Consider the following 21,462-nt stretch of genomic DNA (forward strand, 5'->3'; position numbering starts at 1 on the left):
CTGCAGCAGCGTTGGTTCGCGGTCCAGGCTCTAGGTGCAAGCTCCATGCTGGCACCGCTGTCCCGGCAGCAGCATGAAAGAAAGCTGGGAGTTGTTTGGGAGGGCGCACCACCTTCCTCCGGAAGGCGGGCTGGCTCACGTGTTAAGTTGAATTTGTGGGACAGACCTGTCCTGCGCGCCAGACTGAGAGAGCCAATACGTGGAATCGCCGTCGCCAGTCCGAATCCTGACCGTCTGCACGGGCAACATCTGCCGTTCCCCCGTGGCGGAACGCCTGCTCCAGGCAGGCCTTGACCAGGTGCTCCCCGGCGGCTTCGAGGTGCGCAGCGCCGGAACCCGTGCCCTGGTGGGCGAGCCCGTGCAGCCGCTCTCCGCGGATATCATCCACACCTTCGGCGGCACGGCGGAGGGCTTCGCGGCACGCCAGCTGTCGGGCAAGATTCTTCGGAACGTGGACCTGGTCCTCACCATGACGTCGGGGCACCGGGGCGAGGTGCTGCAGCTGGATGCCTCGCTGCTGAAGCGCACCTTCACCATCCGCGAGTTTGCCAGGATGCTCGATGTCCTGGAGGAACGTGGGGACCAGTTACCCCGGAGCGGCGGCCTTAACGGGGAACGGCTCGCGGCCAACACCAAGCTGTGGCGCAAGCTTCCCGCCCGGGCAGCATCTGTGCGGCACCTCGCGCTGGCCCCGGACGCCGCGGACAACGACGTCGTCGACCCCTACCGCCGCAGCGACGAGTACTACCGGCAGATGGAAGACGAACTGGCCCCGGCGATCATCTCCATCCTGCGTTTCGCCCGGCTGAACGCGCCCTCCTAAAACCGGCCGGCCGCCGTCGTTCTCACGAGCGACTTTTGGTGGTACCGTCCGATCATGAAATCCCGGAACAGTCCGGGAGCAGGGGGCAACGGCGACCCCGCTCCAGGCGCCAATGGCGGCGCCAAACCCAAGCGGACCATACGCAACATAGTTTTGGCAGGGCTGCTGGGGATTGCCTTGGTGGCCGGCGGCTTCCTGTTCAATGTGGCACAGATCTGGAATACCCAGACCGCCAAGACAGAGGTCAGCGCGGCCCCGGAAACTCCGCCGCAGACGGCCGCACCCTCGCCCAGCAAACCGGCGGCCCAACCGGTGAAGCCGGCGCCAAAACCGGTGAAACCGCCACCCCCGCCCACGCTGCCGATGAACATCCTGCTCATCGGCAGCGATCACCGTAAAGGTGACGCCCCCACGCCCAACGGCCTGCCGAACCAGCGCTCTGACGTCATGATTCTGGTGCACCTCGCGGCCGACGGCAGACACGCCTACGGCATCTCGCTCATGCGCGACCTGTGGGTTCCGATCCCTGGGTACGGCGAAGCCAAGATCAACGCCTCGCTGGAGCAGGGCGGCATGCCGCTCGCCGTGAAAACAGTGGAATCCCTGTTCGGGCAGAAGATCCAGCACTCCGTCATGATCGATTTTGAAGGCTTCAGGGGAATCACCGAGGCGCTTGGCGGCGTGGATGTGAACGTCCGGGAGGCCTTCACCTCCACGCATGACACGCACCAGCACTTTCCCGCCGGAGTGAACCGGCTCAAGGGCCAGCGCGCCCTCGAATTCGTCCGCGAACGCTACGCGTTTGCCGACGGTGACTTCCAGCGCGTCGCGAACCAGCAGCTTTTCCTCCGCTCCACGCTGGGCAAGCTCCTCTCAGCCCGCACCCTGGCGAACCCGGTGACGCTCTATAAGCTGGTCAGCACGGCGTCCAAGTACATCACGGTGGACAAGGGCCTCAACGCCGCGACCCTGGCCAGCCTCGCCTACAGCCTGCGCAATGTCCGGGTGGAGGACGCGGTCTCCTTCACGCTTCCGACAGCCGGATTTGGGACCAGCACCGACGGGCAGTCGATTATTCTGCCGGACTATGGCGCCATGGCCCAGGTTGGGGCGGCGCTGAGGCAGGACCGGGTGGGGCAGTACGCCGCCGCGCTGGGGAAGTGAGACGCTCGCAGATAAGGGGAATTCGATGAGAAAACTTTTATGGATCATCGTTGCTGTCGCGGTGGCGTTTTTCATCGTGGGTGCCGTCATCAAGGCGGTGGCCTTCCTGCTGTGGGTGGCGCCCGTCCTCCTGCTGGCGGCCGTGCTGGTGTTCTTCCTCAACCGCTCCGGCGGCAAACGCATCCCCTGACGCCTCCTCACATCCTGCCGCCTTCCCCGACGCTCTATCACTCCCTGCGGGTTTTGAGCGGACGCTCTCTCACCGGGTGCGAGAGCGTCTCCTGATTAGCGGCGAAAAGTGAGGAAGCGTGTGGCGTTTTGCGGCGGGTGGTTACTCTGCTGACATTCCGGGTACGGCACTAGTAACGTGGAAAATTCGCAGGCCTAGGCTGAACGGGAGTGCAATCGTGGGACAGAACGGAACCTCCGCTGACGGAACGCACAAGGATGCCCCGGTACCCGCTGCCTGGACCGCCGGTGCCGTGGAACTCATCCTGATCCGGCACGGCGAGAGCCAGGGCAATGTGGCCGCCACCGACGCAACGGTTTCCGGAGCCGAGGTGATCGCGGTCCCGGCCCGTGATGCCGACGTCGAACTCTCCTCCACAGGGCGGGAGCAGGTGACGGCCCTGGGCCGCGCACTGGCGGAGGTTCCCGAGGACCGCCGGCCCGACGTCGTCATTTCCTCCCCGTACATGCGGGCCTACCAGACGGCGGAGATCGCCGTGGAGACGGCGGGCTGGCCCGTCCCCGTCCGCTCGGACGAGCGCCTTCGCGACCGCGAACTGGGCATCCTTGACATGCTCACCGCCTTTGGCGTGGAAACCCGGCTTCCCCAGGAAGCAGAACGACGGCGGTGGCTGGGCAAGTTCTATTACCGCCCGCCGGGCGGGGAATCCTGGGCGGACGTGGCATTGCGGCTGCGCTCCGTGATCGGGGAACTGAACGCGCTGGGCAGCGGCCACCGGGTGATGCTCGTCTGCCATGACGCCGTGGTCATGCTGTTCCGCTACATCCTCGAAGGCATGTCCGAACGGGAGCTCCTGGACGTGGCCGCCAGCACTCCGGTCCTGAACGCCTCGCTGACCCGCTATGTGCGGCCGGACGGTGTGGGCCCGTGGACGCTGGACAGTTTCAACGTGGCCGACCACCTCATGGAGCAGGGCGTCGAAGTGACCGAACACTCCGGGGACGCCAATGTCCACCCGCGCTGAGCCTGCCAGGGCGCCTGCCGCAGGCACGGCTGCCACCCTGATCACACCAACGCTGCTGCGGAGCTGGCCGCTGCCCTCGGCCGGTTCCGACAAATACTCCCGCGGCGCGGTGCTGGTCATCGGCGGCGGGAGGCGGACTCCGGGTGCCGCGTTGCTCGCCGGCACCGCCGCACTGCGCGCCGGAGCCGGCCGGGTGACACTGGCCGTAGCGGAGTCAGTAGCCGTTCAGCTGGCGGTGACCCTGCCGGAGGCAGGGGTGATCGGACTGCCCCAGTCCGCCGGCGGTTCCGTGGGTGATGCCGGGCTGGAAAACCTGCTCGAGGACTTCGACGGTGCAGATGCCGTCCTGATCGGCCCGGGCCTGGACGACATCGAGCAGACCGAGGCGCTCCTCCGCGGCCTGCTGCGGCATGACTCCTCCCGGGATCCGGGTGATGCTCCAACAATTGTGCTCGACGCCTACGCCCTGGGCGCCCTCCCCCGGCTGCTTGACGAACTGGGCCCCTGGGCGGGGCGGCTGATCCTCACGCCGAACCCCACCGAGGCCGGGATTTTGCTGGGCGGGGATACCGGGGACTTGGCGGCCGATGTCGTCGAGCTCGCCCGCAAGTACCGCGGGGTGGTGAGCTGCCAGGGCGTCATAGCCGGACCTCCCGGCATGGGAGACCCCGACGGCGGCGCACAGGGAACCGGCTCCCCCGGCGCTGACTCCCCGGACACCGGAGACCACTGGGAAATCACTACCGGATACGGCGGGCTAGGGACGTCCGGCAGCGGCGACATTCTGGCGGGTGCGATTGCCGGGCTCCGTGCGCGGGGCACCAGCGACGCCCAGGCCGCCTGCTGGGGCACGCACCTTCACGCCGCGGCAGGCGATAGGCTCGCCAGCCGGGTGGGCAGCCTGGGCTATCTGGCTCGGGAACTGGCCGACGAACTGCCCCCGCTCATGATGGAACTGGCCACTTAGGCTGACCCGGCCGCTCAGGTCACTGGCTCACTTCATCAATTTCAGGATGGACCGGAGGGACGCGGCGGCCTTGGTCGCTGCGGCCTGCGGCTCAGCCCGGCCCGCTGCAACGTCGCTGACGGCTTTTGCTATTGGCAGTTCGCTCATGGCAGCAGCGGCAAGGTCGCCTTGCCCCTGGACAATCCCCCAGTGTTCCAGGTCTGCGGAGCCCTGCAGCACGGTGGAGAGAAGGTCCTTTGCGTAGACGCTGCCGAAACGCTCGGTACTTCCCGCTGCCACGGGAATGGACATCCAGGCCTCCGCGTACTCGGCCGGATTTGCAGCGCTGCCGGAGCGCACGGGAATCCGCTCCTCCGGAGCGATTGCCAGCCATTCGGCATAGCCGTCGGTCAGGAAGTACTCCACGAACCGGCGGGCAGGTTCGGTATCCGAATCAGCTGTCACGGTCCACGAAATCACCTCGCCGAAGTGCGCCGGACGCTGTCCGTCCGGCCCCTGAAGGCCGGCAACTACCCCGGTGTTCCGCGCCAGGAACAGCAGGTCTTTGCTGCATTCGGGGCAGCTGGGCCGCGCGTCGACGCGCGTGCCGGCCAGCTCATCCAGCATGTGCGTGGGCCAAATCGCCATGGCGGCCTTGCCTGCAAAGTACGCGGTCCGCACCGTATCAACGTCCTGGACGCCGGGCCTGGAGTAGTCCCTGAGCAGGTCGCGGTAGAAGGCGAGCGCCGCCACGCACTGCGGGCTGTCGAACGTGATGCGGCCCTTGGCATCGACCATCTCGCAGCCGTTGCCCTGCGCAATGTGCTCAAAGGACTGCTGCGTGAAAGCCTGGCCGGTCTTGTTGGCCGCGACAATGCCCGCCAGTTCCGGAGAGTTCAGCTTCCTGGCCGCGGCAACAATGTCCGCGTACGTCCGGGGCGCCTTCAATCCAGCCGCGACGAAGAGGTCCTTGCGGTAATAGATCAGCTGCTGCCAGGCGGAGCCGGGAAGGGCCAGCTGGTGGCCGTTTTCGCGGGTCAGTTCGAGTGCCCGGGCGGTCCACGTTTGTTCCCCGAGGCTTTGCACTATGTCCGCGTTTGTCTTGTAGTTGATGTGGCCGGCCGCCGCCATGGTCCGGACCTGCCCCAGCGACAGGGAAGCCATCACGTCGGGAAGGTCTCCTGAGGCGGCTGAGGACGTCAAGACCTGGTTGAAGCGGTGCGGGGGCACACCCACAAGGTCAGCCTTGATGCCTGTGGCCGAGGTGAAATCCTCGATGACGACCCGAAGCTTGGCCATGCGGTCCGGCAACGTCTCGGTGGTCCAGACCGTGATGTTGTGGTGGTCGGTGTCCGGGCTGGGCGCGGGTGGTTGACCGTTGCCGGACGTGCACGCCACTAAGAAGGCCGCCGCCAAGGACACCGCCGCTAGAACGCCCGCCCTGACGTGGCTTCTGGTCCTATTCACCTGGCGCTCCTGCCAAACGGTGCCGCAGTATGAATGCACGCCGGGCGACGAACCCCCGCGCACCACTAAGAGACCTGTAGTAAAAGCGTATCCAATTGCTCCCCGACTGTCAGTAGGGCCGGGGCTTCCGCGACGCTCAGCGCACATGAAGGGACGGCCCCCGCTCTGTGAGCCGGAGACCGCCCGCGAGAGGATCCGGATGCTGCTGCCGTGCGCTATTTGGCGCGGTGGCGTGCTCCCGGGCTAACCGCCCTTCTGGCAGCCGATTTGAAGCCCCGTGTCCTCCCGTTCACCGCCAGCCGCATCGGCTGGCGGTAGCTGTTTTATAGCACCCCGTCCTTCACGCCACAAGGGTTCGGCCGCGGATTTTTTCCTTGCGGATACCCGGCCGCTGGGGCAGGGTTTCAGGGCGAACGACGGCGGCCGGCCGGCTGTTCCGGCGGCCTCTCCGCCGGCTGGGGGTGCTATTGCTCGGCCCGGCTGGACGGGAGTATTTTAAGCGTGGGATTGAGCTCAAGCAGCAGGGCACCGATGCCCCCTTAACAGGAGCACGTCAATGACGACCATCTCCAACGCCCAACTGCCCGGCGAAGCGCAGCGTCCCTCCGGCGACCCCTTGTGGTGTTCCGAGTGCCAGACGGATGAACACCTGATCGTCGAATCGATCGAGGCCCTTCATCCCCCTCAGGACGGCTTGGTGGACGTCTCCTACACGTGCGTCGAATGCGACCACTTCTACGCACACCCGGCCGGCGTCCACGACGTGGCAGGTGTGCTGAACCGTCACGGCCAGGTGCTGGGGGTGCTGCAATTTGGCGGCGAATACTTCCACTGCGGCGCGCCGATGACTTCGGTCAGTTCGGGAACCAGCAGCATCTTCGGCTCGGAGCTGGGCCGGCACCGCACCATCCACGACGTGCATCTGCCCACCCGGCTGCTGCACTGCGCCTGCGGGTTCCAGATGGAAGTGCCGGACTGAACAAGGACCCGCACTGACCGGAAGAGGTCGGCAGGGAGCGGCGGCAGCCCGCCGTCGTACTAGCTACGAAGGTGAGGAGAACGGCAAATGTCCATCCTGGCACGCGACATCATGACCGGCGGGGCGGAGTGCATCGGCGCCAACGAAACCCTGGAGCAGGCGGCCAGGAAGATGAAGGACCTCGATGTTGGTTCCCTCCCGATCTGCGGCGAAGACAACCGGCTCAAGGGCATGCTGACCGACCGGGACATCGTGGTCCGATGCCTGGCTGAAGGCGGCGACCCCAAGAGCACCAAGGCAGGCGATCTCGCCGAGGGCAAGCCCGTGACCATCGGCGCCGACGACACAGTCGAGGAAGCCATCAGGACCATGCAGCAGCACCAGGTGCGCAGGCTGCCGGTCATCGACGGACACGAGCTGGTCGGAATGCTCAGCCAGGCCGATATTGCCAGGAACTACCCTGAGGACCGGGTGGGCGAACTGGTGGAGTTCATCTCCTACTGAGCGCCGGACCGGGTGTCGGGCTGCCCACCGCCGGAATCGGGCTGCCCGTCGCCCCTGTCAGCAGGCTCGGGTTCGGCAGGCTCGGTGGGCGAAATCTGGGCGTCCGGGTACACCTGCTCGGGGCGGTCGCCGTAATAGCGGGCGAGCCAGCGGCACAGCCCGTCGAGGCCGGGAAACAGCACACGTTCGGTGACGTTTGCTTGGTCCAGGTGGTTCCGGATGGCCCATTTCAACTCAGCCGGAAACACCACCTTGCGGTACAGCTCCGGATGCTCCGCCAGCCAGTCCGCCAGCGAAGCCTCCGGATCCGTCATGATCGAGAACACGGCGGACTGGTTGACGATCCGGTCATCCAGTGACGGAGGTTCAAAGAACAGCGGGACGCCACCGCCGTCGTCGGACCTGTATTCATCGAAGCCTTCCAGCGACTCAGCGGCAGAGGTGAGGATCTCGGTGGTGAACAGGCCGTGGCCCAGCGGCTCCACATGGGTCCGCAGGCCCGACGGCAGCAGCTCGTGCGCCGCCACGTAGTCCACGCACCAAACCACACCGGGCCGCCCGTAGCCCCGCGGGTTCGAGGTGGCGAAGTGGAGTGCGACGTACGGCGAGAACGTCCAGTCGAGCAGGCGGGTGGGAAGTCCGTGGTGCTGCGCGACGCTCAGCCAGTTCCAGAGCGAATCGCCGGGCGTGGCATTCCGGTGGGCGTACTTCTTGAAGTTGCGGAGCAGGTGCTGCTCCAAGCCGCCGGCGGCTTCAGCCTGCAGCCTCGCGAGGCCGGTTTCCAGCGGGTAGTCGTCCGAGGAGAGGCCGCGGTAGGCGATGTTGATGCGGTACTTGGCCTCCGACGGCTGCCACTGGTCCTGGGTCAGGGCAAAGACCAGCTCCTGAAGATCTCCAACTTGGACTTCCTGCCCGTTTCCCACAGAACCGCCTTTTGGACTGGCACCAACACGAGTTGCGCCGGGTACTTATCTTCAGATACTAATCATGCTTACTATATTCATGCCAGCATTGGACAACCGCAGGAGAATTTATGCGCAGAGCGCTTGCCACTTTCACCGCCGTACTTGCCCTTGCCGGTGCCGGACTATCGCTCGCGGCGCCGTCGTATGCAGGGCCATCAGCTACGGCCGCAACAGCGGCTGTCCACGCTGGGGCAGTTCAAGCTGTCCCGGTCCAGACGGGAACGTCCGATGCCGCCGGAACGCCGGCGCCCACCGGAACATCGTCCCCGTCCGCAACCCCGTCGGAGCCTCCGGCCAACCCAGGCACAGGAGAACCGGCCGAATCGGAAGCCAACCGCCTCAACTACGCCCCGTACGTCATCGCGGCGGTGTTGATTGTCACCCTGATCGTCATCTTTGTCTGGCGACGCCGCCGCGGGAACAAAACCGTGGTCTAAGCGCCGCCGAGAACGGGCTTCCATAACAGGGCACATCAGAGTAGCCGTTTCACCACTTCCAATTAAGGAGTAGGCGCCATGACCACCATGGACAGCGCGGCCGGTGCAAGGTCCCGGCTGCAAAGGGCCGCCCAGGCCGTCGGAGCAGTATTCCTGCTCGTCGGCATCCTCGGCTTCATTCCCGGCATCACGTCGAACTACCCGTCGCTGGGAATGGCCGGACCCGCCTCCGAAGCCATGCTCCTGGGCGTCTTCCAGGTATCCATCCTGCACAACATCGTCCACCTGCTCTTCGGCGTTGCCGGCCTGCTCATGGCCCGGACGCCGGGACAGGCAAAGAACTACCTGCTTTACGGCGGGGCCATCTATCTCGTCCTGTGGCTGTATGGCCTGCTGATCGGCCACGACACCGCAGCAAACTTCGTTCCGGTCAACATGGCTGACAACTGGCTGCACTTCCTGCTGGGCGTCGGCATGATCGGACTGGCCCTGCTGCTCTCCCGCAACACGCGGAGGGTCCACGGTCCCGCCACGGGCCATTAATCAGTAAACCTTTTGCGGGGGTGCCGCAGGCGCTATCCTGATGCCGTCGGTTCTGTGAACCGCTCACGGTGTTGCCGGCACCCCCGCACCAAACGGGGCGATGAAGCGCGATGCCGGGGAGTGGCAGAAGATGACCGCATATCAGCAACCAGCCAGCACCACTGAGGCTCCTCGCGTGGTGCCCCGCCGAAAAGGCAACATGGTGGTCAAGTGGATCACCTCCACCGACCACAAGACGATCGGGTACATGTACCTGATCGCTTCTTTCGTGTTTTTCTGCCTTGGCGGCGTGATGGCTTTGATCATCCGCGCCGAACTCTTCGAACCCGGCATGCAGGTACTGGTGACGAAGGAGCAGTACAACCAGATGTTCACCATGCATGGCACGGTGATGCTCCTGATGTTCGCCACCCCGCTGTTCGCCGGGTTCACCAACGTGATCATGCCGCTGCAGATCGGCGCACCGGACGTCGCGTTCCCCCGGCTGAACGCGCTGGCCTTCTGGTTCTTCCTGTTCGGCTCCACCATTGCGGTGTCCGGCTTCATCACCCCGCAGGGGTCCGCCTCCTTTGGCTGGACGGCGTACGCGCCGCTTAACAACACCACGTTTACACCGGGCGTTGGCGGTGATCTGTGGGTCTTCGGCCTGGCCTTGTCCGGCTTCGGGACCATCTTGGGTGCGGTCAATTTCATCACCACCATCATCTGCATGCGCGCTCCCGGCATGACCATGTGGCGGATGCCAATCTTCACCTGGAACACCTTCATCACCTCGGTCCTGGTGATCATGGCCTTCCCGCCGCTGGCCGCCGCGCTGTTCGGCGTAGGTGCGGACCGCCGCTTCGGCGCTCACATCTACGACCCCGAGAACGGCGGGGCGTTGTTGTGGCAGCACTTGTTCTGGTTCTTCGGGCACCCCGAGGTATACATCATCGCGCTGCCGTTCTTCGGCATCGTCTCCGAAATCTTCCCGGTCTTCAGCCGCAAGCCGATCTTCGGCTACAAGGGCCTGGTCTACGCAACCATCGCCATCGCGGCCTTGTCCGCCACGGTCTGGGCGCACCATATGTACGTCACCGGTTCCGTGCTGCTGCCGTTCTTTGCCCTCATGACCATGTTCATCGCGGTCCCCACGGGCGTGAAGTTCTTTAACTGGATCGGCACGCTATGGGGCGGCTCGCTGACGTTCGAGACACCGATGCTGTGGAGCATTGGCTTCCTCATTACGTTCCTGTTCGGCGGCCTGACGGGCATCATCCTGGCGTCCCCGCCGCTGGACTTCCACGTCTCCGACTCCTACTTTGTGGTGGCGCACTTCCACTATGTGGTGTTCGGGACGGTAGTGTTCGCGATGTTCGCCGGCTTCTACTTCTGGTGGCCGAAGTGGACGGGCAAGATGCTCAACGAGCGCCTTGGCAAGATCCACTTCTGGATGCTCCTCGTGGGCTTCCATGGCACCTTCCTGATCCAGCACTGGCTCGGCGTTGAAGGCATGCCCCGCCGCTACGCCGACTACATGCCTCAGGACAACTTCACGGCGATGAACCAGTTCTCGACTTTTGGCTCCTTCCTTCTGGGCGCGTCGCTGATTCCGTTCTTCTGGAACGTCTTCATCACCGCCCGGAGCCGGGAAAAAGTGGAAGTCGACGATCCGTGGGGCTTCGGCGCCTCGCTGGAATGGGCCACGTCCTGCCCGCCGCCGCGGCACAACTTCACGTCCCTGCCGCGCATCCGCTCCGAACGTCCCGCCCTGGACCTGCACCATCCCGAGCTGCGCGTTCGCGAGCACGACGCCGTGCACTCCCCTGTGGCTGACGCTCTTGGTGCTGCAGACATCGGCGAGCGCGACGTGAAGAACCCGAACCCGGACGTCTGACTCGGCGGCTCCTGGCATTCTGGCCAGCCGTTGGGGAAGCACCTTCCGGCACAAACTGAGGCCCCGGACTCCTTGGGGAATCCGGGGCCTCGCTGTGCCTTTACGTAGCTGTGTTCAGTTCAGGTGGCTGTGTTTAGGGATGCGCAACTGTAGTGAGTTCAGCTAACTTGCGGCGGTTCAAGCGGCCGCCGCGACCGGGAAGCGGCCCGCCCCGGCGCCCATACCGCCGTCGGCCGGGGCCAGGACGCGGACGTTGCATTCGGACTGCTGCGGATCAATGGAACGCGGCAGGTGGTGGGTCTTGGAGCATTCCCGCAGCTGTTCAAGTGCGACGGGTTCGACCCGGGCGTGGCTGACATCGACGACGAGCTGCAGGCCCTGACGGAGGTGGTTGGCGCGCTTCATAACGACGTAAAGAGCTTGGATGCTTTGGGCGGTTACATGTCCCTGGGCGGCGACCTGAGCCTCACCGCAGTCAAGGTCCACGCGGACCAGTACCTTGAGCTTCTGGTTCAAAACTTCTCCCCTCATGCGCGGCCGCGACGCTGCGACCGGATCTAACCCTAGCCTGCATGTGACTCAGGTAACAGGAAAATCCTGAATGTTGCGGAAATGGGACATTTCCGCGCCGCTCAGCATGCGGCCGACGCAGTTGGGTCCATGACAGGCGAATGGTCCGGCGAGGCGGGAATTCCCGCCTCGCCGGACCGTTTGCGTGTCCCCGGGTGTTTTGCGCGCCCCCAGCCGTTCTGCGCTTCCCCCGGCCGTGCCGCCGGGCTTCCTCACGTGCTCGACGACGGCGGACGGCCGGGCGGGCAGCTAACTGCAGGTCGGGCTAACTCCGGGTCGGGTCGGGGCGCAGCGGCTCGGGCCCGGGGTCCGGCACCGGAAGCGGGCCGGGCGGCTCCGGCGTGGGAATGGGGTTCGGAGGTGCGGGACGGGACGGGTCCGGCCGCATCGGATCCGGTCCGGGCTCGGGCGGGAACGGCTCTGGTTCGTGCACTGGCGGGATGGTCATGCTTCCCCCTCAAAGGCTTGTGTGGGTTCCTTATTGCTGACGCGAGTTCAGGATACGCCGGGCGCCGGAGCGGGGACAGGGCCCGGCAGGCATGCGGGGAGCGCCAAAAGGGCAGCCTCTCCCCCGGTAGCGAACGGCGGCCCAAATGTCAGAGCGGCTCTATATATTGAGGAAATGACCCACACTCCGCTGCAGCAACCCGCAAGCTCCTCCGCCGCTGCCACGCCCCGGCCGCCCGTCGCCAAGAGGGTGCCGGCCGAGCGCACGCACCACGGGGATACCTTCCTGGACCAGTATGAGTGGCTGCGGGACAAGGAGTCCGAGGAGGTCGTGGCGCACCTGAAGGCAGAGAACGCCTACCAGGAAGCCCTCACGGCCCACCAGGAACCGCTGCGCGAGGCCATCTTCCAGGAGATCAAGGGCCGTACTAAAGAGACAGACCTGTCCGTTCCCAACCGCAAGGACGGCTGGTGGTACTTCAGCCGGTCCGTCGAGGGCAAGGAGTACGGCATCCAGTGCCGGGTCCGCGCCCAAAACACCGGCAATCCGGTAGCGGACTGGACACCGCCGGCGGTGGAGGCCGGCGTCGAGATCCCCGGCGAGGAAGTCCTGCTGGACGGCAACGTGGAAGCCGAAGGCAAGCCCTTCTTCTCCGTGGGCGGCACCGCCGTCACCATCGACGGAAACCTGTACGCCTACGCCGTGGACAACTCCGGCGACGAGCGGTTCACCCTGCGGATCAAGGACCTGCGGACCGGCGACCTGCTGCCGGACATCATCGAGAACGTCTTCTACGGGGTTTCCTTCTCCCCTGACGGCACCCGCATCTTCTACACCGTCGTGGATGATTCCTGGCGGCCGTACCAGGTCAAGTCCCACATCCTGGGCACTCCCGTCGCCGACGATGAGGTGATTTACCAGGAGGACGACGCCGCCATGTGGCTGGGCTTTGAACTCTCGTCGGACCGGCGCCATCTCGTGCTGGGGATCGGCTGCTCCGAGTACAGCGAAACGCGCCTGCTGCGCTTTGACGATCCTGACGGCAGCCTGTCCACCGTCATCTCCCGCAACGAACGCGTGCTTTACGAGGCCGAACCGTTCCTGCTCGAGGGCCCGGACGGGCAGAAATCCGAACGCATCCTCATCACCCACAACCGCAACGCCGTGAACTCGATGGTCTCCTTGGTGGACCCGGCGGAGCTGTCCAAGCCGCTAGCCGAGCAGCACTGGAGCACCGTCGTCGAGCATTCCGACGACGTCCGGGTCAACGGGGCGGGGGTCACCGCCACCCACCTCGTGGTCTCGATCCGGAAGGACACCATTGAGCGCGTCCAGGTGATGCCTCTGTCCGGGCTGGGCACGTCCGCCCAGCAGGCTCCGGTGGAGCCTGCATTCGACGAGGAACTGTACACCTCGGGGGTGGGCGGCTCCGACTACGAAGCTCCCGTCATCCGGCTGGGCTACACGTCCTACTTCACGCCGTCGCGCGTATACGATTTCGTCCTGCCTACCGCAGATCTGCCGGCGGGCGAACTTCTGCTGCGCAAGGAAAGCCCGGTGCTGGGCGGCTACGACGGCTCAGATTACGTGGCCACGCGGGAGTGGGCCGAGGCCGCCGACGGCACCCGTGTCCCCCTGTCTGTGCTGCGGCACAAAGCCGTCAAGCAGGACTCGACGGCGGCCGGCCTGGTCTATGGCTACGGTTCGTATGAGCTGAGCATGGACCCGGGCTTCGGCATCGCCCGGCTCTCGCTGCTGGACCGCGGGGTTGTGTTCGTCATCGCCCACATCCGCGGCGGCGGCGAACTCGGCCGGCACTGGTACGAGGACGGCAAGAAGCTCAGCAAGAAAAACACGTTCACGGACTTCATTGCAGCCACAGACTGGTTGGCGCAGTCCGGCTGGGTGGCACCGGACCGGATCGCCGCGCTGGGCGGATCCGCGGGCGGCCTGCTCATGGGCGCGGTGGCCAACCTCGCCCCGGAGAAGTACACCGCCATCGTGGCGCAGGTTCCATTTGTTGATCCCCTCACCAGCATTCTGGACCCGGAACTGCCCCTGTCGGCCCTTGAGTGGGAGGAATGGGGCAACCCGATCACCGATCCCGCGGTGTATGAGTACATGAAGTCGTACACGCCGTACGAGAATGTCCGCGAGGTGGCTTATCCGAAGATCGCGGCGGTGACGTCCTTCAACGACACCCGCGTGCTCTACGTGGAGCCGGCCAAGTGGGTGCAGGAACTGCGGAACAAGACCACAGGCAGCGAGCCGATCCTCATGAAGATTGAAATGGACGGCGGCCACGGCGGGGCCTCCGGCCGCTATGTGCAGTGGCGCGAGCGGGCCTGGGACTACGGCTTCATTGCGGATTCGCTCGCGGCCACTGAACTGCTGCCCGGCGCGGGGCTCAAATAGCCGATCCATTGGCTCCGGAAGTGCCTTTTTGAACGCTCAGAAGGGCATCTTCGGAGCAATGGGTGGGGTTTCGAGGGTTCTTGCCTGCGCTGAGGTTTCCAGAAATTAGTAATCCTGCTTACTATTGACGGGCATACGGGCTCGGTGCACCTGTCCGCTGGGGGCGGGGAATCCGACGCCGGAACTGGAGCATAGCGTGAGCCATGAACAGGGATTGACCCCGCTTTCCGACGACGAACTCAATGCGCAGGCGGGCACTGCCCTTCCGGATAAAGAAGTGGCGTCCGTACTCGACCTGAACGCCGACCTCGACCTGGGCATCAGCGCCGCCGCGCCGATTGACCTCGCCGTGGCGGCCAACGCCAACGTCGCAGCGCCGATTGACGCAGCGGCCTCGGCCAACATCCTGTCCTTCGGCTCGGAGTCACAGGCCCTCGCCGACCAGGGTGTCATCATCGACCAGGGAATCACGGCGGATGCCACGGCAGACTCCGCGCAGGACAGCACCATCACGCAGGGGTCAGGTGTTGACGGTGGGAGTGCCGACGGCGGAACCGCAGATGCCGCGGGCACAGGTACGGCCGCAACAGGCACCGAGGCGGCCGGAGCAGCCGGTGCAGGAACTGCCGGCACCGCTGCCCTGCCCGACGGAACCCTGCCGGACGGCACCATCCCCGATGGCACGCTTCCGGACGGCACAGGCGTCGGCGCCCTTCCCGTCGATCCGGCCGATGCCCTCGACGGAGACCTGCTCAATGTCAACGTGGATCTCGCGGCCGACGCCGACATCGCCGCCCCGATCAACGGCGCCGTGGCCGCGAACGCCAACGTTGCCGCGCCCATCGACGCCGCAGTTGCAGCCAACATCGGCTCGATCGACAGCGACGCCTTCGCCGTGGCCCAGCAGGACGCCATCATCACGCAGGACATCGACGGCGAGGCAACCGCATCGGCAGATCAGCAGTCTGATCTGCAGCAGTAGTTCCTGAATGAGCGCCAAACACAGCGGGCCGTCCGGCGTGGACGGCCCGCCGGTCTCCCGCACACCGCCACCGGCTCCCTCACCAGGGCTGACGGCGGCAGGTGAGTCCCCCGCCCGGGGAGCCCGCGCCGCCGCCGTCATCAGCCCTGACGCAAACGGCGAGGTGCCCGTACGGGCGGAGGGAATCCAGCTCATCGGCGAGGCCAAGGGATCCGGCTACCGGGAGGCCCCGTCGCTGGTCCGCCGCGCCGACGGCCAGACCATCCAGCTCACCCGGCTGCTTTTTCACGTTCTCGAAGCCATCGACGGTGTCCGGGGCATGGATGGGATCGCGGAGGTGGCCAGCACGCAGTCCGGCCGGCTCATCACCGGAGACAATGTCAGGACGCTGATCGAGGGACAACTGCTGCCGCTCGGCCTGCTGCAGCTGGCGGACGGGTCACAGCCGGAGGTCCGCCGATCGAATCCCCTGCTGGGCATGCGGTTCCGGTACACCGTCACGGACCCGGAGCGCACCCGGAAGCTGACGGCACCGTTCGCTGTGCTGTTTAATCCGCTGATCGTGGCAGTTGTCGCCGCAGGCTTCCTGGCCTCGTGCTGGTGGGTCCTGATGGTCAAAGGGCTGGCCTCCGCCACGCACGACGCCTTCGCGAACCCGTGGCTGCTCCTGCTGATTTTCGCCGTCACGGTGCTGTCGGCCGGTTTTCACGAATTCGGCCACGCCGCGGCAGCACGCCGCGGCGGCGCCACGCCCGGCGCGATGGGTGCCGGGCTGTACCTCGTCTGGCCAGCCTTCTACACGGACGTCACCGACTCCTACCGGCTAGGGCGTGGCGGCAGGCTGCGCACAGATATGGGCGGGCTGTACTTCAACGCCATCGTCGCGATCGCCACCATGGGTGTCTGGTGGGCCACAGGTTTCGATGCGCTGCTCCTGGTGGTGCTCACGCAGATCCTGCAGATGGTGCGCCAGCTCCTTCCCCTGGTCCGCTTCGACGGCTACCACATCCTGGCCGACGCCACGGGAGTGCCCGACCTCTTCCAGCGGATCCGCCCCACGCTGCTTGGGCTCCTGCCCTGGCGCTGGGGCAAGCCTGAACCCGAGGCGCAGGCCCTCAAACCGTGGGCGCGCGCCGTCATCACGGTCTGGGTCCTGGTCACCGTCCCCCTGCTGCTGCTCAGCTTGGTGCTGATGGTCGTCTCCTTCCCGCGGCTCCTGGGCACGGCATGGGCGAGCCTGCAGCATCAGCAGGCCCTTCTGTCCGGAAGCCTTGCGAGTGGAAACTTTGCTGACGGTGCCGTGCGCGTGCTGGCGATTGCCGCCGTCGCCCTTCCCGTGGTGGGCCTGGTGTACATGCTGCTCCGGTTGGCGCGGCAACTCCTCACGGGGCTCTGGACCAAAACCCGGGGCAGGCCGCTGCAGCGGGCCACCGCCTTGGCAGCGGTGGGCGCCGTCGCCGCCGGGCTCGCGTGGGCGTGGTGGCCGCTGCCCGACACCTACCGCCCGGTGCAGCCCTACGAACGCGGGACGCTCGCCGATGCCACGGCCGCCGTCTATCCCGTCCTGGCTGGTAGCGACGGCACACTTCACGAAGGCCGGACGGGACAGACAGTGGCCCTCTGGCCGGACGGCACGAAACTGCCCACGCGGGAGCAGCCGCAACTCAGCCTGGTGCTCGTGCCGAGACAGGGCGCAGCACCCGCTTCCGCGCCCGGCCAAACGGACCCGGGCAAAGACCAGAGCCAGCCGCCGCCGGACACAGACCAAAGTCCGGGTACTGCAACCGGTGACGCCACGCCACCGTCGTGGGTCTTTCCGTTCGACAAGCCCCCGGCCCCGGAGAAGGACGGCAACCAGGCCCTCGCCGTGAACACGGCCAACGGCTCCGTTAGCTACGACGTCGCGTTCGCGCTGGTATGGGCCGACGACGGGCCGGTGGACACCCGCAACGAGGCCTACGCCTTCGCCAGTTGCACGGACTGCGCGGCGGTGGCTGTCGGGTTCCAGGTGGTCCTGATCGTGGGCCAGGCGGACGTTGTGGTGCCCGAGAACCTCTCCGCCGCCGCGAACTACAACTGCGTCCGGTGCCTGACGTACGCCCTGGCCAGCCAGCTGGTGCTCACCCTTGACGGGCCGCTCAGCACGGACGGCATGGCCCGGCTCGACGCTCTGTGGCAGGAGATCGCCGAGTTCGGACGGACCCTGCAGGGCGTTCCCCTGTCCGAGATCGAGGGACGGTTAAGCGCCTACAAGGAACAGCTCATGGAGATCATCCGGACCGACCCTAGCGCCAAGCCCCAAACCGGCACCGCTCCGTCGCAGGGATCATCGCCGTCGCCCGGAGCCAGTGGCGGGTCTGCCCCGGGCCCGGGATCCCAGCCAGGGACGCCGGACCAAACGGCGTCGTCAGGTGTGCAGTCGCCAAGTGTGCAGTCGCCAGGTGCGCAGTCGTCGGGTGCGCCGCCGCCAGGACCGACGGCGGACCCCGCCGTTCCCGCACCGGGAACGGGCACGACGCCGGTCCCCGCCCCAGCCCCCACAGGTGGGGCCCTGGACCCGGCGGCTACGGCTCCTGCCAGCGCGGCGCCCGCGTCACCGACGCAGGACACGGCAGGCCCGTAGCCCCCGGCAAGTCGTCGAATTACCGAAAGTGGCCGCCTGAGACCCCGGCCAGGCGGCCACTTTTGGTGATCAGCGGAGCTGAGAGACGTGGGACAACGGTCTAAGCAGCGAAATGCCGAGCGCGGGCCACAGGGCTCCTGCTGAACGGCGATGTGTCCCAGGCAACATATATTAAAAAGATGCTATCGGCGCTCAAGAAATACCTGCTCCTCCCGAAACTGGCGAAGCTGTCCTCCAACGCGCCAAAAGACCCCCGTGTGGCCTGGGACCAGTACTGGGGCCGGGTCGGTGCCACTGGCGCCCGCGGCGACGTGCTGTGGGATTCCGGCAGTGACCACGAGCTGCAGGCGTATCTGGAGCACCTGACGCGGCAGCTGGACCCCAACATTCCCATCGTCGATGTCGGGTGCGGCAGCGGGGTTTTCAGCCGCGCGCTTGTCGCCTACTTTCCGTATGTTCTGGGGGTGGACGTCTCAGCCAACGCAGTCTCCCGTGCGGCCGCCGAATCTGAAGGACTGGAGCGGGTCTCCTACGTCGCGGCCGACATGACAGCCCCCGCGGGCACCCGTACCGTGGCCGTCGCGCTGGCCGCAGCCGGATTCTCCGGTGAAGCCAACATCTTTATCCGGGGCGTCTTCCACGTGCTGAAACGGCCTTCCCAGGCCGCGTTGGCCGGACAGTTGCATACGCTCGTGGGCAAACGCGGCCGCGTGTTCCTGTCCGAGACCAACTTCCGCGGAAATCCCATCCAGTACGTCAGCCATCTTGGCGCGACGCTGCACTCAATCCCCGGCCCTTTGGAAAAAGCCATCCGCGCCCTGCCCATCCCGGGCCGCTTCGGTGCCGAGCAACGCAGGCGGGCCTTTCCGGAGGCCCGGTGGGATGTAGTGGAAGACGGCCCGGTCACCATTGAAACCCGGCCCCTCACGTCCGTTGACCGGCCGGAACAAATCCCGGGCTATTTCGCCGTGCTCCAGGCGCGCTGAGGGCGTGAGGGAGCCGCCGGAGGACCGCCGGGCAGGACTTGGGGCTACCTGAGCTTCAGCCAGGCGAGGGCGTCAGCCTCGGACGTGAAAAACCTCGTGGGGCACGGGAGCTTGCTGATGCCCAGGAAGAAGTTGGCCAGCACCCGGTCCACCGGAGACGAACCGAGCAGCGCGATCCTTGAGGCCTGGCACGGACGGCCGAAGACGGCACGCGCGCCACGGCTCACATCGGCAGTCGTGGCCATGTCCACGAGCATGGGATGCCGGTTCTGACCGCAAAGGAGGTTCACCCTCTCCATGGCAGCCTCGGCATCGGCCTCGTTAATGCTGGCGTTCCGCGCCCAGGTCAGCCGAAGGAGCTGTTCGGGATCCAATTCCAAGTCGAACAGCGTGTGCCGGCCCGTGCTGTGGGAATCCAAATCAAACCTCCGCGGTGGGTAAGGGGACAAGTATCAAGGTACAGCCATTCCGTACGCGGCCAACGCTCCGCGGACTGATAATGTGAGTCCAAAGTCACGGTAGCCTCAAGAGGCACTCGCAACACAGGGGGCACATGGTCCAGGCACCGGCGGAGTCTGCCTCCGTACCTCGCGAGGCGGTGGTCGCGCTCACCGATGCTGCCCGCCTGGACGCCGTGGCGTCGGTCCTCACCGAAGCGGGTTTTTCCGTACGCAAAGCGCCCGACGCCACATCACTCGCCGGCGCTCTGGAAGGCAACAGCGCCGCCGTCGTACTTCTTGATACCGAACTGACGGACGGGTACGCGTGGGAGGGCACCCCGGTGCTGCTGCTGGTTGACCTCGCCGGCGACTTCGACCTGGCCCAGCTCGAACCTTGGGGCATCGCCGACTACATCTCCTACGACGCAGCCGCCCGTGAGCTGACCCACCGGGTGGAAACGCTGATTGGCCGGGCCCGGGAACGCCGCCGCATCCGGGCTGAAGCCGAGTTCCTGCGTGAAAGCCTCCGGAACGTCTCGGCCGCCATCCGCGGCACCAACAGCCCCCAGCAGATGGCGGGGCACTTGGTCCGCGGCTTCGGGGAATCCCTTGGGGTGGACCATGTCTGGTTCACCACCTTCCAGGATTCGCGCGTGCCCAGGATCAGCGCCCAGTGGTGCCTACCCGGCCACTCCAAGCTGCCGGACACGCTCGGTTCCTTCGAGGAAGCTGCCCGGGAGCAGACGACGTCGCTGTGGTCGGCGGCCGAGGCCCTCGCGGTTCCGGACCACCAGACGGAACAATCGGCAGCACTGGCCGAGGGATTGCGGGAGTGGTCCGGCCTGGGCCCGGTGCGCGCGTCGGTTGCCCTGCCGGTGGGAGAAGGCGAGACGGCCTTGGGCATCGTCTGGATAGCGCAGGTGGCGGGACCCCGCGACTGGACCAGGGCCGAGATCGCCCTCATCCAGCACGTCGCCGGCAACCTCGCCCACAGCCTCATCCAGGGCCACCTGATCAGCGCCCAGTTGCAGGTGCTGCAGCAGCTCCGGGAACTGGACAAGGCCAAGACAGACTTCCTGGCCACGGTCAACCACGAGCTCCGCACGCCGCTCACGTCCATCACGGCCTACCTCGACATGATCCGCGATGGAGCCGGCGGCCCAGTTCCCGCGGGCATCGAATCCATGATGGACGTCATCTCGCGGAACTCCGACCGCCTCCGACGGCTGATCGAGGACATGCTTACGGTCTCCCAGCAGGACACCCCCGGCACCCTGAGCCTCAAGCAGGTGGAGCTCGGCCAGGTCCTGCGGATCGTCGTGGCTGCATTGCGCCCGCTCGCCGAGTCGCGGAACGTCACCATCTCCGGCGCCGACTCGCACGAGGACGTCAAGGTCCAGGCCGACGAGGCCCAGCTGGAGCAGGTCTTCACCAACATCGTGGCGAACGCCATCAAGTTCACGCCCCATGGCGGCCGGATCAGCATCACCTTCATGTCCGCTGACTCCGCGGGCGGGAGCCCGTGCGCCGCCGTCAGCATCACGGACACGGGGGTGGGGATTCCCGATCAGGAAATCGCCCAGGTGTTCACGCGTTTCTACCGGGCATCCAATGCTTCCTCTGCGGCCATCCCGGGCAGCGGCCTGGGACTCGCCATCGCACAGGACATCGTCCGCCGCCATGGCGGCACACTGGATCTTTCGTCCGTTCTGGGCAAGGGAACCACCGTATCCGTGACCCTTCCGGTCGACGGGCCCCCGGCCGAGGACGGCGGCGAGAACGACGACGCAGGGCCCGGGGGGCCCACGCCCGGCGACGAATCAACCGGCTGAGGCCAAACGAAAGCCGCCCCGGCCGTGAAGGTCCGGGGCGGCTTTCGCGGATCCGCTTGGCCAGGGGCCAATCCTAGTGGGGCCACCAGCCGACGCTGGCGTAATTGACCTCGGAGTTCGAAGAGGAGGACGTGGTGGTGTCCTTCTCCTTCGGCGCCGCGTTGGCAGGAGCGGCGAAGCCTGCAACTGCAAGGATGCCGGTCATAACAAGTGTTGCGGCAAGTTTCTTCATCCGCTGTCCCCTTCGT

Annotated in this window: 20 protein-coding genes; 15 read left to right on the forward strand and 5 right to left on the reverse strand. The window is 66.2% G+C overall.

Annotated elements, in window-relative coordinates; genetic code table 11:
• Positions 1 to 199 precede the first annotated feature (199 nt).
• From DBZ45_RS03160 to DBZ45_RS03175, 5 genes are all read left to right on the forward strand, one after another.
• Positions 200 to 823 carry an arsenate reductase/protein-tyrosine-phosphatase family protein gene (locus DBZ45_RS03160; protein WP_111902518.1) on the forward strand — a complete coding sequence of 208 codons (624 nt, stop codon included), beginning with the start codon at positions 200 to 202 and terminating at the stop codon, positions 821 to 823.
• A gap of 54 nt (positions 824 to 877) precedes the next feature.
• Positions 878 to 1,987: an LCP family protein gene (locus DBZ45_RS03165; RefSeq protein ID WP_111902519.1), complete on the forward strand. Its 1,110-nt coding sequence runs from the start codon at positions 878 to 880 to the stop codon at positions 1,985 to 1,987.
• Between the two features lie 25 nt (positions 1,988 to 2,012).
• On the forward strand, positions 2,013 to 2,177 hold the full coding sequence (locus DBZ45_RS22805) for a hypothetical protein (RefSeq protein ID WP_190242982.1): 165 nt from the start codon (positions 2,013 to 2,015) through the stop codon (positions 2,175 to 2,177).
• A 217-nt stretch (positions 2,178 to 2,394) separates the two neighbouring features.
• Entirely contained in the window at positions 2,395 to 3,201 is an 807-nt protein-coding gene (locus DBZ45_RS03170; RefSeq protein ID WP_440130492.1) for a histidine phosphatase family protein, read from the forward strand.
• The gene (locus DBZ45_RS03175; protein ID WP_190242983.1) at positions 3,185 to 4,168 is read left to right on the forward strand and encodes an ADP-dependent NAD(P)H-hydrate dehydratase; all 984 of its coding nucleotides are present in this window, start codon (positions 3,185 to 3,187) and stop codon (positions 4,166 to 4,168) included. The genes DBZ45_RS03170 and DBZ45_RS03175 overlap by 17 nt, the downstream gene beginning before the upstream one ends.
• Positions 4,169 to 4,195: 27 nt before the next feature.
• Here the strand turns inward: DBZ45_RS03175 and DBZ45_RS03180 are convergent, their stop codons facing one another.
• Positions 4,196 to 5,614: an ABC transporter substrate-binding protein gene (locus DBZ45_RS03180; RefSeq protein WP_223256895.1), complete on the reverse strand. Its 1,419-nt coding sequence runs from the start codon at positions 5,612 to 5,614 to the stop codon at positions 4,196 to 4,198.
• A 556-nt stretch (positions 5,615 to 6,170) separates the two neighbouring features.
• On the opposite strand from DBZ45_RS03180, the gene DBZ45_RS03185 reads away from it, so the two are divergent.
• Positions 6,171 to 6,593 (forward strand): hypothetical protein, encoded by a 423-nt coding sequence (locus DBZ45_RS03185; protein ID WP_111902521.1) that lies wholly within the window; start codon positions 6,171 to 6,173, stop codon positions 6,591 to 6,593.
• 87 nt (positions 6,594 to 6,680) lie between these two features.
• Positions 6,681 to 7,097, forward strand: coding sequence for a CBS domain-containing protein (locus DBZ45_RS03190; RefSeq protein ID WP_111902522.1), 417 nt, complete (start codon positions 6,681 to 6,683; stop codon positions 7,095 to 7,097).
• On the opposite strand, the gene DBZ45_RS03195 is transcribed toward DBZ45_RS03190, so the two are convergent.
• Positions 7,091 to 8,020 (reverse strand): FRG domain-containing protein, encoded by a 930-nt coding sequence (locus tag DBZ45_RS03195; RefSeq protein WP_111902523.1) that lies wholly within the window; start codon positions 8,018 to 8,020, stop codon positions 7,091 to 7,093. The genes DBZ45_RS03190 and DBZ45_RS03195 overlap by 7 nt on opposite strands.
• Before the next feature lie 110 nt (positions 8,021 to 8,130).
• Here DBZ45_RS03195 and DBZ45_RS03200 point away from each other — a divergent pair, with 110 nt between their 5' ends.
• The 3 genes from DBZ45_RS03200 (at position 8,131) to ctaD (ending at position 10,918) form a co-directional block, all read left to right on the forward strand.
• Positions 8,131 to 8,499, forward strand: a complete 369-nt coding sequence (locus DBZ45_RS03200; protein ID WP_111902524.1) for a LuxR family transcriptional regulator — start codon at positions 8,131 to 8,133, stop codon at positions 8,497 to 8,499.
• A 78-nt stretch (positions 8,500 to 8,577) separates the two neighbouring features.
• On the forward strand, positions 8,578 to 9,042 hold the full coding sequence (locus tag DBZ45_RS03205) for a DUF4383 domain-containing protein (protein ID WP_111902525.1): 465 nt from the start codon (positions 8,578 to 8,580) through the stop codon (positions 9,040 to 9,042).
• A gap of 130 nt (positions 9,043 to 9,172) precedes the next feature.
• Positions 9,173 to 10,918 (forward strand): aa3-type cytochrome oxidase subunit I, encoded by a 1,746-nt coding sequence (gene ctaD / locus DBZ45_RS03210; RefSeq protein ID WP_111902567.1) that lies wholly within the window; start codon positions 9,173 to 9,175, stop codon positions 10,916 to 10,918.
• A 177-nt stretch (positions 10,919 to 11,095) separates the two neighbouring features.
• Here the strand turns inward: ctaD and DBZ45_RS03215 are convergent, their stop codons facing one another.
• Complete coding sequence (locus DBZ45_RS03215) at positions 11,096 to 11,434, reverse strand: hypothetical protein (RefSeq protein WP_111902526.1); 339 nt, start codon at positions 11,432 to 11,434, stop codon at positions 11,096 to 11,098.
• 676 nt (positions 11,435 to 12,110) lie between these two features.
• Here DBZ45_RS03215 and DBZ45_RS03225 point away from each other — a divergent pair.
• The 4 genes from DBZ45_RS03225 (at position 12,111) to DBZ45_RS03240 (ending at position 18,942) form a co-directional block, all read left to right on the forward strand.
• Positions 12,111 to 14,351, forward strand: a complete 2,241-nt coding sequence (locus DBZ45_RS03225) for a S9 family peptidase (RefSeq protein WP_111902527.1) — start codon at positions 12,111 to 12,113, stop codon at positions 14,349 to 14,351.
• A gap of 196 nt (positions 14,352 to 14,547) precedes the next feature.
• Positions 14,548 to 15,333, forward strand: a complete 786-nt coding sequence (locus tag DBZ45_RS03230; RefSeq protein WP_223256896.1) for a peptidoglycan-binding protein — start codon at positions 14,548 to 14,550, stop codon at positions 15,331 to 15,333.
• 7 nt (positions 15,334 to 15,340) lie between these two features.
• Positions 15,341 to 17,956, forward strand: a complete 2,616-nt coding sequence (locus tag DBZ45_RS03235) for a hypothetical protein (RefSeq protein WP_111902528.1) — start codon at positions 15,341 to 15,343, stop codon at positions 17,954 to 17,956.
• 179 nt (positions 17,957 to 18,135) lie between these two features.
• A complete protein-coding gene (locus DBZ45_RS03240; RefSeq protein ID WP_111902529.1) occupies positions 18,136 to 18,942 on the forward strand; it encodes a class I SAM-dependent methyltransferase in 807 nt (268 codons plus the stop codon).
• Positions 18,943 to 18,986: 44 nt separating this feature from the next.
• On the opposite strand, the gene DBZ45_RS03245 is transcribed toward DBZ45_RS03240, so the two are convergent.
• Positions 18,987 to 19,361 (reverse strand): DUF7793 family protein, encoded by a 375-nt coding sequence (locus tag DBZ45_RS03245; RefSeq protein ID WP_111902530.1) that lies wholly within the window; start codon positions 19,359 to 19,361, stop codon positions 18,987 to 18,989.
• 134 nt (positions 19,362 to 19,495) lie between these two features.
• On the opposite strand from DBZ45_RS03245, the gene DBZ45_RS03250 reads away from it, so the two are divergent.
• Positions 19,496 to 21,214: an ATP-binding response regulator gene (locus DBZ45_RS03250; RefSeq protein WP_111902531.1), complete on the forward strand. Its 1,719-nt coding sequence runs from the start codon at positions 19,496 to 19,498 to the stop codon at positions 21,212 to 21,214.
• A 73-nt stretch (positions 21,215 to 21,287) separates the two neighbouring features.
• Here DBZ45_RS03250 and DBZ45_RS22810 read toward each other — a convergent pair whose 3' ends face one another.
• Complete coding sequence (locus DBZ45_RS22810; RefSeq protein ID WP_190242984.1) at positions 21,288 to 21,446, reverse strand: hypothetical protein; 159 nt, start codon at positions 21,444 to 21,446, stop codon at positions 21,288 to 21,290.
• Positions 21,447 to 21,462 lie beyond the last annotated feature (16 nt).

The organism is Arthrobacter globiformis (assembly GCF_003261175.1).
GTDB lineage: Bacteria > Actinomycetota > Actinomycetes > Actinomycetales > Micrococcaceae > Arthrobacter > Arthrobacter globiformis_A.

Excerpts from the sequence above, each read along its gene's own strand:
- DBZ45_RS03165 (WP_111902519.1), top strand. The coding sequence starts at position 878 with ATGAAATCCCGGAACAGTCCGGGAGCAGGGGGCAACGGCGACCCCGCT.
- DBZ45_RS22805 (WP_190242982.1), top strand. The coding sequence starts at position 2,013 with ATGAGAAAACTTTTATGGATCATCGTTGCTGTCGCGGTGGCGTTTTTC.
- DBZ45_RS03175 (WP_190242983.1), top strand. The coding sequence starts at position 3,185 with ATGTCCACCCGCGCTGAGCCTGCCAGGGCGCCTGCCGCAGGCACGGCT.
- DBZ45_RS03185 (WP_111902521.1), top strand. The coding sequence starts at position 6,171 with ATGACGACCATCTCCAACGCCCAACTGCCCGGCGAAGCGCAGCGTCCC.
- DBZ45_RS03190 (WP_111902522.1), top strand. The coding sequence starts at position 6,681 with ATGTCCATCCTGGCACGCGACATCATGACCGGCGGGGCGGAGTGCATC.
- DBZ45_RS03200 (WP_111902524.1), top strand. The coding sequence starts at position 8,131 with ATGCGCAGAGCGCTTGCCACTTTCACCGCCGTACTTGCCCTTGCCGGT.
- DBZ45_RS03205 (WP_111902525.1), top strand. The coding sequence starts at position 8,578 with ATGACCACCATGGACAGCGCGGCCGGTGCAAGGTCCCGGCTGCAAAGG.
- ctaD (WP_111902567.1), top strand. The coding sequence starts at position 9,173 with ATGACCGCATATCAGCAACCAGCCAGCACCACTGAGGCTCCTCGCGTG.
- DBZ45_RS03225 (WP_111902527.1), top strand. The coding sequence starts at position 12,111 with ATGACCCACACTCCGCTGCAGCAACCCGCAAGCTCCTCCGCCGCTGCC.
- DBZ45_RS03235 (WP_111902528.1), top strand. The coding sequence starts at position 15,341 with ATGAGCGCCAAACACAGCGGGCCGTCCGGCGTGGACGGCCCGCCGGTC.
- DBZ45_RS03240 (WP_111902529.1), top strand. The coding sequence starts at position 18,136 with ATGCTATCGGCGCTCAAGAAATACCTGCTCCTCCCGAAACTGGCGAAG.
- DBZ45_RS03250 (WP_111902531.1), top strand. The coding sequence starts at position 19,496 with ATGGTCCAGGCACCGGCGGAGTCTGCCTCCGTACCTCGCGAGGCGGTG.
- DBZ45_RS22810 (WP_190242984.1), bottom strand. The coding sequence starts at position 21,446 with ATGAAGAAACTTGCCGCAACACTTGTTATGACCGGCATCCTTGCAGTT.